13 protein-coding genes are annotated in these 14438 nt (G+C 40.7%); 7 read left to right on the top strand and 6 right to left on the bottom strand.

Going from position 1 to position 14438, the window contains the following annotated elements; all coding sequences use genetic code 11:
* Positions 1–9: 9 nt before the first annotated feature.
* Positions 10–171, bottom strand: coding sequence for a hypothetical protein (locus ACFG4S_RS25315; RefSeq protein ID WP_392531693.1), 162 nt, complete (start codon positions 169–171; stop codon positions 10–12).
* Positions 172–301: 130 nt separating this feature from the next.
* Between ACFG4S_RS25315 and ACFG4S_RS25310 the strand changes: the two genes are divergently transcribed.
* Together ACFG4S_RS25310 and ACFG4S_RS25305 are read left to right on the top strand one after the other, a co-directional pair.
* Positions 302–670: a hypothetical protein gene (locus tag ACFG4S_RS25310; RefSeq protein WP_392531692.1), complete on the top strand. Its 369-nt coding sequence runs from the start codon at positions 302–304 to the stop codon at positions 668–670.
* A gap of 406 nt (positions 671–1076) precedes the next feature.
* Positions 1077–2471: a cobyrinate a,c-diamide synthase gene (locus ACFG4S_RS25305; RefSeq protein WP_392531691.1), complete on the top strand. Its 1395-nt coding sequence runs from the start codon at positions 1077–1079 to the stop codon at positions 2469–2471.
* Positions 2472–2606: 135 nt separating this feature from the next.
* Here ACFG4S_RS25305 and ACFG4S_RS25300 read toward each other — a convergent pair whose 3' ends face one another.
* Positions 2607–3047: a Crp/Fnr family transcriptional regulator gene (locus ACFG4S_RS25300; RefSeq protein WP_392531690.1), complete on the bottom strand. Its 441-nt coding sequence runs from the start codon at positions 3045–3047 to the stop codon at positions 2607–2609.
* A gap of 656 nt (positions 3048–3703) precedes the next feature.
* Between ACFG4S_RS25300 and ACFG4S_RS25295 the strand changes: the two genes are divergently transcribed.
* From ACFG4S_RS25295 to ACFG4S_RS25280, 4 genes are all read left to right on the top strand, one after another.
* Complete coding sequence (locus tag ACFG4S_RS25295) at positions 3704–4378, top strand: cadmium resistance transporter (protein ID WP_392531689.1); 675 nt, start codon at positions 3704–3706, stop codon at positions 4376–4378.
* Positions 4379–4605: 227 nt separating this feature from the next.
* The gene (locus ACFG4S_RS25290; protein WP_392531688.1) at positions 4606–5241 is read left to right on the top strand and encodes a pentapeptide repeat-containing protein; all 636 of its coding nucleotides are present in this window, start codon (positions 4606–4608) and stop codon (positions 5239–5241) included.
* Positions 5242–5567: 326 nt separating this feature from the next.
* Positions 5568–8579, top strand: a complete 3012-nt coding sequence (locus tag ACFG4S_RS25285; protein ID WP_392531687.1) for a UPF0182 family protein — start codon at positions 5568–5570, stop codon at positions 8577–8579.
* 244 nt (positions 8580–8823) lie between these two features.
* The gene (locus ACFG4S_RS25280) at positions 8824–9006 is read left to right on the top strand and encodes a hypothetical protein (protein WP_392531686.1); all 183 of its coding nucleotides are present in this window, start codon (positions 8824–8826) and stop codon (positions 9004–9006) included.
* A 119-nt stretch (positions 9007–9125) separates the two neighbouring features.
* On the opposite strand, the gene ACFG4S_RS25275 is transcribed toward ACFG4S_RS25280, so the two are convergent.
* From ACFG4S_RS25275 to ACFG4S_RS25260, 4 genes are all read right to left on the bottom strand, one after another.
* On the bottom strand, positions 9126–9599 hold the full coding sequence (locus tag ACFG4S_RS25275; RefSeq protein WP_392531685.1) for a hypothetical protein: 474 nt from the start codon (positions 9597–9599) through the stop codon (positions 9126–9128).
* A gap of 133 nt (positions 9600–9732) precedes the next feature.
* The gene (locus ACFG4S_RS25270; protein ID WP_392531684.1) at positions 9733–10014 is read right to left on the bottom strand and encodes a hypothetical protein; all 282 of its coding nucleotides are present in this window, start codon (positions 10012–10014) and stop codon (positions 9733–9735) included.
* Between the two features lie 457 nt (positions 10015–10471).
* On the bottom strand, positions 10472–11875 hold the full coding sequence (locus tag ACFG4S_RS25265) for a glycoside hydrolase 100 family protein (protein WP_392531683.1): 1404 nt from the start codon (positions 11873–11875) through the stop codon (positions 10472–10474).
* Positions 11876–11908: 33 nt separating this feature from the next.
* Positions 11909–12082 (bottom strand): SDR family oxidoreductase, encoded by a 174-nt coding sequence (locus ACFG4S_RS25260; RefSeq protein ID WP_392531682.1) that lies wholly within the window; start codon positions 12080–12082, stop codon positions 11909–11911.
* A gap of 696 nt (positions 12083–12778) precedes the next feature.
* Between ACFG4S_RS25260 and ACFG4S_RS25255 the strand changes: the two genes are divergently transcribed.
* A complete protein-coding gene (locus tag ACFG4S_RS25255; protein ID WP_392531681.1) occupies positions 12779–14395 on the top strand; it encodes a tyrosinase family protein in 1617 nt (538 codons plus the stop codon).
* Positions 14396–14438 lie beyond the last annotated feature (43 nt).

Here is a 14438-nt window from a genome sequence, read left to right as displayed (position 1 = left end):
GATCTCGATTCATACAACGCCGACCTTAGTTGCATGAATCTGCAACTTTGATGCATTGACTTGCAACTTTGATGCATTGACTTGCAACTTTGATGCATCGCCCTGCAACTTTGATGCATCGCCCTGCAACTTTGGTGGATCAACTTGCAACTTTGATGCATCGACTTGCATCTTTGTTGTATCTAAGTTGCAAAAATGAGTTTACTTCTTTAACCTTGTTTAATCTAAAAACTTTACCTTACTGATATATTTAGAGTTGCAATGGGTACATTAAATATGTAAATAACAACAGTATGCTGATATGGCTACCCAAGATACAACACGCCGTTTGCGCCCTCAATTAATTAGTGAAGATGTTAATTCATGGCACGGCTTACAAACCATCGGCACTTACGAAACAACCCGTGCTGATGCCTCTGCTACCAACTTACAGCAAGCTTATCAGGCGATGTTAGCCCAGCAACAAGCCGAAACCGAAAAATTAGCTTTATACCGTGCTGCGGCTGATGCTGCGCGATTAGCAGAATGGGAATTTCATAATGCAGTGTTAGCGATGAAAGAAGTTGTGCGCGGACAATATGGATTAGATAGCGATCAAGCCCAAGCGGTAGGATTGAAGAAAAAATCAGAGTACAAGCGTCCCAGCCGCAAAAAGTTAGTCGCATCATGAGCTAGGAAAAATTAACACATTTTAGATGTGCGATCGCTCTACAAAATACATAAGAAAAACAAGGTTGAGCAAATAGTTGCACAACCTTGTTTTTCTTATAAGTTAAGGCAAGAGGAAGAAGGAAGAGACGGGATAAATCGCCATTTCTACAATTAATTCCTTTGTAGAGACGGCGATTTATCGCGTCTTTGTCATATAGTCATATTTGCCTCCACGCTCAAGCGCACGTTTGTAAGCGACAAATTTTTTCAGCCTAAATCCCCTAATTGGTTAGTTTTCTTGTTTCTAATTGGTATAAGTTTGAGTTAGTTGGTTTTAGAAACTGGTGCATCTGCTTTTGCAACAAGCGACGATAGACACACAGCCAATAGTCAAAATAGTTGCTGCATACTAATTTGTTTCATTTATGGCTTTAATCATTGCTGGAGAACGTAGTGGGGTGGGTAAGACAACAGTTACGCTCACCCTTTTAGCATCTTTACGCCGTCGCGATCGCCTGGTGCAATCTTTCAAGGTAGGTCCAGACTACATCGATCCGATGTTTCATCAACACGTAACTGGTGTTCCTTGTCGCAATTTAGACCCAGTACTAACTTGTGAAGCCTACGTTCAGCAATGTTTTGCCCATCATAGCCAACTGAGTGAATATGCCCTAGTGGAAGGGGTAATGGGGTTATTTGATGGAATTGGGCATGGGCAAGAAAAGGAAAAATTAACTGATTTTGCCAGTACGGCACACATCGCAAGGCTTTTAGATTTACCTGTGGTGTTAGTGATTGATTGCAGTCGCTTATCTGGTTCTGTAGCTGCGATCGCTCACGGCTACCAATCTTTTGATCCCCGAATTAAAATAGCTGGGGTAGTATTAAATCGCGTGGGAAGCGATCGCCATCTCTCTCTCCTGAAAGATTCCCTAGAACCCCTACAATTACCAATTCTCGGCGTACTCAGGCGTCAAGACAACATCACAATTCCCGATCGCCATTTGGGTTTAGTACCCACAGCCGAACTTCCCGAACTCAACGCTTTAATCGATCGCCTCGCCGATTTAGGAGATACTTGTTTTGATTGGCAACGCTTATTACCTTTATTAAAATCAAACCCTCTCCCTCATCCCCCTCATCCCCCTCATCCCCCTCATCCCCCTTCTGTGGTTAGAATTGCCATTGCCCGCGATCGGGCTTTTAATTTCTACTACCAAGACAATTTGGATTTACTGCAACAGCTAGGCGCAGAACTGATTTTCTGGAGTCCTTTAATAGATACTGAACTCCCAAAAGATATCCAAGGAATGTATTTTGGTGGTGGTTTCCCAGAAGTTTTTGCCCAGCAATTAGCAGAAAATATCAGCGCCCGTAATCAAGTAAAAACAGCAATTCTCAAAGGAATGCCGACAATTGCTGAATGTGGGGGATTGATGTATTTGTGTGAGCAAATTATTGATTTTGAAAGTAAATCTTGGTCGATGGTCGGAGTTTTATCGGCATCTGCTGTGATGGATGGGCGTTTAATTTTGGGCTATCGTCGTGCTGTAGCTTTGCGAGATAATCTGTTAGTAAAAGCAGGTATAACTGTTTACGGACATGAGTTTCATCGTTCTCATTTAACCTCAATTCCTAGTCAGCCCCTATTTGAAACTTCTCGCTATGATTGTGATGAAAATATGGGATACGAGGGATGGGGTTTATCAGCAAATGTTTACGCTTCCTATGTTCATCTCCATTGGGGACAAAACATAGAAATTCCGCAGCAGTTTCTTAAAGAATGTCTGAAATTTGCATCTTCAAAAACATGGATTTAAGGAAATTTAAAAACTAACAAGTAAATCTCAATTAATAAATTTACTTGCTGTGAAAGCGTTATTTTTTCTTTTGTTTGCCTTGTAATGTCAATCGAAAATCCCAAATTTTAAATTCAAAATCTCTTTATTGGATGATTAACTTTGCAAAGAAGTCATATTCATATCGTCATTTAATCTGCGAATTAAGCGGGATAACTCACGAATGATATTCACCGCAATTTCTGGAGTTTCTTCGATCGCGTCATACAGTTGTTCTTGGGTTAGTTCTAAAAATTCACACGGTTCCAAGGTTGTGGCGGTGGCGGAACGAGGTTGAGTATCAAATACAGCCATCTCACCAAAGTATTTTCCCTGTTCTACTTCTGCTAGCTGTTTCTTGCCGATGTGAACTTTGACTCGGCCTGAGACGACAATATAAAGCGATCGCCCTTCTTCTCCCTGTCGAAAAATCGTGTAATTAGCTGGAAAGGATAGTTCATTCATCACTGAAGTGAGCCGCACAATAAAATCATCCCGCAATTCCTTAAAAATCGGGACTCGCCGGACAAATAATAAACGGTCAACACTAGTTAACATAATTAAAAGTTAAAAAATACATTCCTTAATACCATTAACAAAAATATTTGCAACTAATGAATCAGCTATAAGGGGGTACATCTGTACGCCTCTAACGTATTTGCAACAAGAATTTCAGGAAATCCTAGAACATCTTAAAACTAAAGTGAGAGCGCAATTAGTTATATTAACCGATGTCGATCGCTAGTTGCCAAGAATATCCTAGGCTTGATTGGCATAAATTTGCTTAGCATATAACGACAAATCTCTTGAAAGCTATTCATAATTATTAATCAAAATTGAAACCCTGATTTTAATTATGGCGTTCTCGACACCCTTTTAATTCGCCAATAAGTAAGGCCAAGTTATTTAATCACTTTAATTTATCATTTTAAAAAACAAGAGTATTTGCTCTTATTCGGTAAAAAGTCCTAATATTGACTCCATGAACTCCCAAGGTACCTTGCTGAGAAAAAAAAATCACCAATTTGCTCGGAATTGCATTGTCGGCGATCGCCGCAATAATCCTGAAAATTGGGCAACTGGCTGATGACTAGCGAACTTCCATAAATTTTCGCTAGGCAAAAACAGTCATAACATCTTCTGAACTGCCATCAGAATCGAGAAGCAGAGAAGGACTGAGAGCAAACAGCATTGAATCATTGTGAGTAACGACCATGAGTTGGCTAATTAGTACAGTAATTATTGGGATCTCTGCGGCTTTTGCAACCACCTTTGACGACAATTTATATTTGACAGCTTTCTTCGGAAAAGTGAATCACAGCTTTCGTCCTAAGCATATTATTATCGGTGAATTTCTGGGATTCACGGCATTAGTGTTTGCCAGTCTCCCTGGTTTCTTCGGCGGTATGATTATTCCCAGCACTTGGATTGGTTTACTCGGTTTGCTTCCTATCGCCATTGGTATCAGTAATCTCATAAGTCGAGAAGAGGAAGGAGAGACAGTACAAGCTGTGTCAGTTGACTTACCTTCTCCTCTAAAATCTGGACGCCAAAAAAAATCACTATTAGCAACGATCCGCGATCCCCAAACTTACCGTGTTTCCGCTGTTACCATTGCCAATGGAGGAAATAACATTGGAATTTATGTACCATTGTTTGCCAGTAGCAGTCTTCCAAGTTTGAGCGTAATTTTGTGTGTCTGTTATTTGGCTATTGGGGTGTGGTGCTTGCTATCTTACAACCTCACTCGCAATCCTCTAATGACTCCCGTTTTAACTCGCTATGGTCGAAAAGTCTTCCCCTTCGTCTTAATTTACTTGGGATTGTCAATTTTGATTAAAAGTGAAAGCTATCGACTGTTACCCAGTCTAGCAATGCTTAACAATTAGTGGCTCAAAACTCTTGATGGGTGCTATCTCGCTGGTATGACTAAAAAATCAGCTTATTGCTTCCCATCCTCAAAGATTTTTTCATCACTTGAATTTATCAATTTAAACCGAAATAATATTTGCTCTTATCAATCAATTTATCTACAGTGAATATCAAGGACATTCAGATTATTGATGGCTCTTACAAAAGTAAATCCAAGATTGCAAATCACAATAGAGAGGAACTCATGAATAAACCAAATTCTCAAAAATTAACTCAGTGGCTCGTAACTGCCGTATTTATAGTAGTTGTATCAGTATTTTCACTAGTTGACCAGCCCAGTGCTAAAGCTCAAACAGTAACACCATCAATACCAACACAATCGGAACCAGTCCCAGTCATATCTCCAGTTCCATCGCCAATATTGGAACCGACTCCAGTCATCTCTCCAGTTGCACCAGCAATGGAGTCTGTAGCAGCAAATGTGAGACGTTTACTAACAACAAATGAATGTGTCGGATGTAACCTAACTGGAGCAGTCCTCAAAGATGCAAATCTGCAAGCAGCCAACCTAGAGGGTGCGAACTTACAAAAAGCAGATTTTGAGAGAGCGAACTTACAGCAAACCAACTTACAAGGAGCAAACTTGCAAGGAGCCGATTTAGGCAAGGCAAACATCGCAGGAGCAAACCTTCTAGGAGCCAACCTATTTGATGCAGACCTAGAGAAAGCTAATCTGCTGGGAGCAAACCTACAAACGGCGAACTTACAGAATGCAGACTTGGAAAACACAAATCTTACTAATGCAAACATCCAGGGAGTAAATCTGATGGGAGTTGATTTGCAAGATGCCATCAGACCAGAAGGATTCACCATTCAATAATTAAGAGTGCGTTGCTTACAACGCAAGATAGACTTCACCTAATCAATATCTTGACAATCCCATCGGCTAAAGTCGGTGGGATTTCTCTTCGCGTCCCCGCGTCATATCATGTCGGCTGAATCAAACTGAATAAAAATGTTCGTAGTAAGGACTTTAGTCCTAGTTTTGGGAACTGAAGTCCCCACTACAAACTGTTTATGATGGGTGATTTGGCGGACTTTGTATCAATGATAATGATAAGTCTCCAACCCGAAATGATATCGCTCAGTTTCAATGTCTTTTGTGAACACTAGAATAATGAAAAGTACTAGATTGGCTGCCACAGAATGTTCTGGAAATCGAGCTTTAGATTATTCATCGTATTCTTTGGGCTGTGGCTACTCTTGGATTTCGGTTCCCGCCTGGGAGCAGAAATTTTTTGGTTTCAGGAAGTCGGTTACCTGCAAGTATTTCTGCTGAGGCTAGTAACTCGTGGTGCTTTGTGGATGGTAGTGGCTAGTGTCAGTGCTGCCTATCTGCTGCTAAACCTTGCCTTAGCACAACGGCTGAAGTATCCCAGATCTTTGAAGATTGAGCAAGTTGGACTTAACAGTGAATTAAAAAACTTTCTCAGTCCTGATTATCCAAGACGCGATGAAATTTCCATACCTGAGGTGCAAGGACTAAAACCATTAAAACTACACTGGTTATTACTTCTAGCTTTGATACTAAGTTTGTTAATCGGGTTAATCTTGGCTTCCTACGGTGAAATTGCTCTTTCCTACTGGGACTCTTCACTTAACCAGACTACTTTACCTATTCCCGCCCGATTCCGACCAGAGAGAATCTGGCAACTCTTAAACCAGATTATCTCTCAAATTTGGTATCTTGGCTTGATTGCGGGAGGATCGATCGCTATTTTAATTTATCCCCAATTTTTAGTCACAGCGATCGCAATTTTCTTCAGTCCGATGTTGGGATTCATCCTATTCCAACACTGGGCAAAAATACTCCAATATTTACACCCGACTCCCTTCAATTACTCTGAGCCTTTATTTGGTCAAGATATCAGCTTCTACATATTTTCATTACCTTTGTGGGAGTTGTTAGAACTCTGGCTGATGGGATTATTTCTGTATGGCTTCTTAGCCGTTACCCTCACTTATCTCCTCTCAGGAGACAGTTTGAGTCGGGGTATTTTCCCTGGTTTTTCGTCCCAGCAGCAACGTCATTTATACGGTATGGGTGGCTTGTTGATGCTGGTAGTCGCTTTAAGTTACTGGTTGAGTCGCTATGAATTGGTGTATTCTGGCCGGGGAGTAAGTTATGGTGCGAGCTATACCGATGTGACAGCTCAGTTACCGGCTTACACTGTCTTGTGCGTCTTGGCAATGGCCATGGCCTTTTACTTACTTTGGCGAACGTTTCTCTGGAAACCCAAATCTCAGTATCGTCGCTTCGTATTTTACGGATTAGGGGTTTATCTAGTATTAGTTGCAGCAGCTGACATTGTTCTACCTACTTTGGTGCAATATTTAATTGTTCAACCGAATGAGTTGCAGCGAGAGCAACCCTACATTCAGCGTACTATTGCCTTGACTCGCCAAGCATTTGATTTAGAGGCGATCGATGCCAGAACCTTTAACCCCCAAGGAACCTTAACTGAAGCTGATATTCAAAAAAATGACTTGACGATTCGGAATATTCGCCTTTGGGATGAGCGGCCACTGTTAGAAACCAATCGTCAGCTGCAACAAATTCGGCCATATTATCGGTTTCCCGATGCCGATATCGATCGCTATACTTTAAAAACAGAGGTAACTTCAGACCGACCATCTACGACCCAAAAACCACCAATATCTAAACAGCAATTAGTTGAAGCAACAAAACGGCGTCAGGTATTAATTGCTGCACGAGAATTAGATTATACTACTGTGCCGCAGGAAGCCCAAACCTGGGTTAACCGCCGTCTGATTTATACCCACGGTTTCGGATTTACTGTTAGCCCAGTTAATACAGTCGGTGCGGGTGGGCTACCAGAATATTTTGTTAAAGATATTAGCGGTGATAGCACCACCCTTACGACTTCCAGTAAAGGCATTCGTGAAAATATTCCCATTGGCAAACCAAGGATTTATTACGGTGAAATCACTAATAATTATGTAATGACTGGGACAAAAGTCCGAGAATTAGATTATCCCAGTGGGAGTGACAATGTTTATAACTCTTACGATGGCCGGGGTGGCGTTAAAATCGGTTCGGTATGGCGCCGCTGGCTATTTGCTATGCATTTGAAAGATTGGCAGATGGTATTAACGCGAGACTTTTTGCCAGACACAAAACTACTACTACGGCGGAATATCAAGCAAAGAATTCAGGCGATCGCACCTTTTTTGCAATTTGACAGCGATCCTTATCTCGTCAGTGCCGATGCAAACTCTCATAATAGCAATCCAGACTACCCAAACGATCAAAGTTATCTTTACTGGATTGTTGATGCTTACACAACGAGCGATCGCTATCCTTACTCAGATACTGGTAACGATGGTATTAATTATATTCGTAACTCTGTCAAAGTGGTGATTGATGCCTACCACGGCATCGTTAACTTTTATATTGCCGATCCCAGCGATCCAATTATTGCCAGTTGGTCAAGGATATTTCCTAATACCTTTAAACCACTCAGTGCCATGCCCATCACTCTCCGCAATCATATCCGCTATCCTGTGGACTTCTTCAAAATTCAATCTGAGCGGTTGATGACTTACCACATGACCGATCCCCAGGTATTTTACAACCGGGAAGACCAGTGGCAAATTCCTAACGAAATCTATGATAGCGAAGCCCGTCCGGTGGAGCCATATTATTTGATTACTAGTTTACCAACTGTACCTTTTGAGGAATTTATCCTATTTTTGCCCTATACTCCCAAACAACGGAGTAATTTAATCGCTTGGTTGGCAGCGCGATCGGATAGTGTTAATTACGGTAAGTTATTGTTATATATCTTTCCTAAAGAAAGACTGATATACGGACCAGAGCAAATCGAAGCACGGATTAACCAAGATCCAGTTATTTCCCAACAAATTTCCCTCTGGAATCGCCAGGGTTCAAGAGCCATTCAAGGGAATTTACTAATAATTCCCATTGAACAATCACTGCTCTACGTCGAGCCAATTTATCTAGAAGCTACACAAAATAGTCTACCAACTTTGGTGCGGGTAGTTGTGGCTTACGAAAACCGGATTGTGATGGCACAAACATTAGAACAAGCATTACAGGGAATCTTTCAACCAGAGGTTACACCACCTTCTGCAATTATCCGCCCATTAGAGGAATCAGCCCCGCCAGGTCAGTAATCTGATGTCTTCTTGAAGATTTATTCTTAGGGCTGACACGAGGATGCGGAGAAATTTTAATATTGAATTCTCAATTCTGTTGGATAAATGATTACCCGAACTTGATATCAGCCATCCAAGTAATTTAGCTGGCGACAGGGAAATTAGACACGCAGTAGCAAGTTAAAAGACATCGCCATTAACAAAATTTATTGCAAAAGCCATAGTTTAATGGTTCAACATATTTAGTAGACACTAAAAGTTAATGGACATGGCACAAAATAACCAACTAGAGATCCGCCACGTTAGTCCTAAAGTGAGGCAGTTGATTAAAATGTACGCCGATGTTAATAACTGTACGCAACCTGAGATGTTAGAACGTATTGTTTTGGAGTGGAACGCCCAACAAAGCGAGAGCGAACGACCCCCAGGAGACGAAGATGAATAACTTTCTGCTATAACCATTAGTCTGCTTTTAGGGAAAGCTTTCATCTTCTTTTCCACAAGATACCCCTTGTTGAGCGAAGCAACAAGGGGAAGAATAGGGGGTTTAATTAATTTGGCTTTCTAGTCCAAGAAAAATTTTCCACAGATTGGGTCTTCCTTGAGGGATTGGATAAAATCCCTCAAATTCATCATGTCGCCCTTAAAGGTAAATTTGGGAGTGCCATTTTGAGCAACAATTCTGATTTCACCATCTTGAATCTGAATCTTATTTTTAATGCTTTCCCATAAAGTATCGAAGCTTTCATCATCCTTGCAACCATTGGCTTCAAGGAATTTCTGGCGCACTTCTGTTTTTAGCGCTAATGTTTCTGCTGCTTGGGTACGTGCCTCAAAGTGCTTAATTACATCTTCATAAGCACTCTCTCTTAAAGTTTTGTTTTCAGTCTGTACTTGCTCTAATTCAGTTTTTACGCGTTGGAGTTGGGATGTTAAAGCTGATGATTTTTGGTATTCAAGTTTTAAGGCTTGCTTTGCATTGGCTAACAAAGTTTTATAATCTAGTCGATCTCCGTCGGAATTTTTTTCGGATTGCATTTTTATTTCTCAGATCAACAGATTTTGGCTCACCAATCTCTCGTCAGTCAGTTAGATGAGAAAAACTGACGAGAGTTTAGTAAATATTCTGTGCGTTATCTTAAGTATTACTTATTTGACTAATACATAGTGATTAAGAGTCAGGGTTATTCTGGATACTACTCAAACAAGAACTAATGTGAGAGCGGATAGCTCGCTCATAAACTCCAGTCTGCTGATTGCGTACCCCTACATGCTGATATATCAAGTTAACTTCAGGAAATTCACACCAATACATCAAAAAAATGTCTTTAGCTGGAGTAATTATTTCATAATTATTCTCTTGTCTTTTTTTTCTAAGCTTGCAATTATTTAGTTGTAATTTTTCTCTGAATAGTTTTTCAAATTCTGGAACTAAATCTGAAGTAGTTTTCATGGTTTATACACGTTAAAACGTGTGAATTATGCAAATACTATCTTGTGATATTAAGTATGACACTTCAGATACCTCTTACAATATAGTGTATCAGTTATTCGGTATTTGAGGTTATTTTCCTCTTCTCATACCATTTTTTTTGAAGATGCGTCTATGAATTTATGCAAAAGTACAGGCTGTAGGGGGAATTGAGCAATTGTCTCTAACTAGAGCGGTGTAAATAATTAAAGATTTGTCGTGTATCCTTTGGGGAAGTAAGCTACAGCGTCTCATAGAGAAGACTTTAGTCCTCAAATGAGGGCAGAAGCCCTCTCTGCGAGACGCTTCGCGAACACCACAAAGTCATCTCAAGCGTTTTTACATTACTTAACTTACTTTGGTTTATTCTCGCCTACTTACTTATAGAAAATCAAAGCTTTCACGTTATTTTTGCATAAGTATTGACAGCATTTAATACTTAGATGCTACAACCTGGACCTTCAAGACCTTCTGCAAAGCTGATTAATTCCAAGTAATCTGGATTTGCTAGTAACTGTTTTGCTGCTAGTAATCCGGCAATACTCCAAGTTTGATAAATTCTGGCTTCTTTGCCAATTAAACGACCATTCTTGCCATCGTAATATTCGGGGAATTTATCCTTAAATAAACGTTTTTCGGCAATGGCGATCGCGGCTTGGGCAAGTTCTGTTCTCCCTGTTTTCTGCGCCGCAGCCGTAAATAGCCACAATAAAACAGGCCAATTCCCGCCGTTGTGATAAGACCAAGCAATGTTCTTAGAGTCACATCCTGTAACAATTCTCCACTCTAAACCATCCATTGCGGGATAGCAAATTTTAATAGGCATATAGCCAATTAAGTCTTGCCAGCGTTGAGAAAATAAATTCATGATCCTTTCAGATTCGGCAACGCTAGCTAAAGAAGCTAAAATTGCCATGAGATTTCCCAGAGCAAAAAAGCGAAAATCCATCCTTCCCGGGCCAAGATTTCCTGCTAAATATCCTCCAGTTTCTGGTAACCAGTCGGTTAACCAACCAGGAATTGATTCTGAGTGGATATTAAATTTATTAACAATTTCTTTACCAAATTCGTTACCCTTGTAACGATAAATTTCTCCCAACCGTTTTAGGTCTAGCCAATAATAGTTGCGGATATGATACTTCAAAGATCCCAACCGTCTATTGACTTTGCCTAGGTAACTTTCACCATCCGCATCTGGTAAAAGCAATTCACTAGTAGCTCTCAGAGACGCGTAGAATAATGCTTGAATTTCTAAAGGATGTTCGTAGACTCCCATACGACGGTCAATCATAAACGCGCCATCGGGAACTAACATTGTTGGGTACATGGAAAACCGATGTACTAAGCAAAGATCCAAAATTAACTTGATTCCGGCTTGAAAATTTGGCTGACGCGCTAGTGACAAATCGCCTGTGGCTTTTTCATAAGCCCTTAGCAAGAGAATCCACCACATACAAGAATCAATTGGGGGAACACGAGCGATCGCTTGTTCGCCAAAATCAGCAACCAAAAATTCCTCACTGCCATTGAATTGTACTTTAAAACTGGCAGGCATTAACCCTGCTCCTGGTTCAAAGCAGTCCATCTGCTTTTCATGGCTTTGTAATTTCAGTGTTTCTACTAAAAAGTTGCGGACTATCTCTGGTTTGCCGTGCATCAGAAACACCAAGGCAGAAGGGACAAAATCCCGAAGAAAGCACTGGTCATAATTGAGTGCCTCTAAATCCGGATCTTGAGCGGCTACAGTACCGATAGGTTTTCCCTGATAATAAATTATCGACTTTTCGAGAAATTTCCAGGCTTCTGCCTCCACCAGATTGTCCCGATCGATCGTGCTAGTCATAGGCGTCTCATTCCACTAATGGTATGTATCGGCTCAATTGTGGAAACCACGCCAGCTAAACTCTGAAGCTGACCAGAATTCCCGCAAGTCAGCATACAGAGTCAATCCCCAATCTACAAACAATGTTTGTCTGGTGATGTAGGCGGCTTCATACGAAATTAAAAAAGCTACTGTCGCTGCTATCTCTTCAGTAGTACCATTGCCCATATTTACCGTGACAATGGCGTTGGACTAGCAGCGACTTCACACCACACTTTTTGTTATCTCCACAAACTTTTTCTAGTGTTATATCTTGCTTTTTTGCCCCAGTTTTAAGGTCTTTGCAGTAATTGATAGTGATATTGCACCCTTGTTAAGCAAGTCTAATGGCGATCGCTTGACTGATACCCGATGTTGCACCTGTAATTAGGGTATTCTTTCATTTTAACCCTATCATAATTTCCTCGCTCAAAGAATTTTGCATTTGAGATTTTGGATTACAGTACAAAATCTGACTCAGTAAAACTTCTTCCACGAGGCTTTTTTTTATTCCAGCTAAAAGCATCAAGAGTATAAAATTACTCCCTATAAATAATAAATATTTCCAATGGATTGATTGGTTACCAGAGGTTGCAATGCAGTATTATCTCTGAATATAAATTACTACATTTAGTAGCAACACTTCGGGAGATAAAAATCAAAAACCCTTTGCTAGTCAAACAGGCGTAAATTGACAAGATAAACCGATAACTTTCCGTGACAATAGGTTTGACGCGATAAAAGTTTCTATCTGCGTTCAATATAGAGTGCCTTTTTTTCCTACACACTACTTATTCACCCTACTCGGAAAATGTATTTTATTTTCACAGTTACTACTGAATTATCAGTTCATCACCCTCTAATTGAAAGTCAAAGGAACTAAGCATGTCTACATCAAAAAAACTGAAAGTACGTTACTCAGTAGAGTACCTCGAAGAACAATATCATCAAGGCAATAAGCAGCCTCTTGAAGACTTGGTGCGAGCCTGGAAAGGAATCAAAGAACTCCCTGCAACAGATAAAAGATCGTTTTTTGTTCTCGGCGGTTATCACGGCGAACCTTTTCAATATCGCCAACAAGTCGATCAGCTATCAAGCGTTGACACATATACATATTGGGGAGGTTATTGTAATCATGGAAATGTCCTCTTCCCAACTTGGCACAGAGTATATGTTCTCAAATTAGAAGAGGCATTGCAAAGTATCGTACCTGGTGTAACGATGCCATATTGGGACGAAACGAGTGAATATTCTCTCAAAAATGGCATTCCCTCAATTCTGACACAAGAGAAATTTGAACTTGACGGAAAAATAATTGATAATCCCTTGCGTTCGTTTGTCTTGCCTGAGGCGTTATCTGATTACGTACCTACTGATGATAGGATTTATGAGAAGCCCCAAGGATATGAAACGGTGCGCTACCCCTTGTCAGGTTTGGTAGGTACTCCAGAGGCTCAATCTGCCACTAAAGAACACAATGCGACATATCCAGACTTCAACAAAAATGTTAAGTTACTGAACGAGAATATAGTCGCTTGGCTAAAAGGCCCAACCCCAGAGAGTCACCCAAGTGATGGTATCTATTCACAATTCCAGAACTGCTTGCGGGCACCAAATTACACTGTTTTTTCCAACACTACTTCAGCAGCAGAGTGGAACAAGAACCATCATGGTGTAGTGACTCCATTAGAATCTCCTCACAACGATATTCATCTAGCTGTTGGGGGGTTTGACGTACCCGGACAGGGAGAGGGTGGAATAATACATGGTGCAAACGGTGACATGGGCGAGAATAATACCGCTGCTATGGACCCGATTTTTTTCTTTCACCATTGCAATATAGATCGTATGTTCTGGCTATGGCAAAAGCAAAACGGTCACACCGATAAAATTGACATCATTGATGGCTACCAAGGCACTAGTTCAAGTGATTCGCAAGGCCCCACCCCAGGCGTCGCTCCTGGTACCTCACTGACACTAGATACTCTTCTCAACCCGTTCCTCAAAGACGAGTTTGCCACTGTTTACACATCGAGGGACTGCATCAATATTGAAAAGCAACTTGGGTATACATACGCACCAGGTTCCCTTGAGGAAGTACCACACCTAATGGGAACGAGAAGTAATTTTAGTTCCCAAAAACTAGTCGCTAGTAAAATTGACCGTGCTTTATTCCAAGGTTCTTTTGTAGTAGAAGCTTACGCGATTGTTAAGAACGCCAAGGGTGAATCCACAAAACATTATATTGGTCATCATTCTGTTCTTAGTCGCTGGAATGTGATTAAGTGTGCTAATTGCCTAACTCACTTGGAGGTGATTGCACATTTCCCATTAAGTGCTATACCAAAAGAGGCAGTGGGTAATGGCGAGTACCATTTAGAATTTAAACATCGTGAACTTGCTGAGTACCATTTAGAATCTCAACATCGCAGATTACAATTTCAATCTTCTGGAGTAAAACTTCCCGCGAAATTAAGCTATCAGCTTGACGTTAAAGATTAAAGAAGGAAACTCACGTTCATACAAATGCGAATTTCTCCTGCAA

Source organism: Nostoc sp. C117, from assembly GCF_043099735.1.
Classification (GTDB): Bacteria; Cyanobacteriota; Cyanobacteriia; order Cyanobacteriales; family Nostocaceae; genus Nostoc.
Note: the sequence above shows the minus strand (reverse complement) of the source record. Positions and strands in the feature narration are given on the sequence as shown.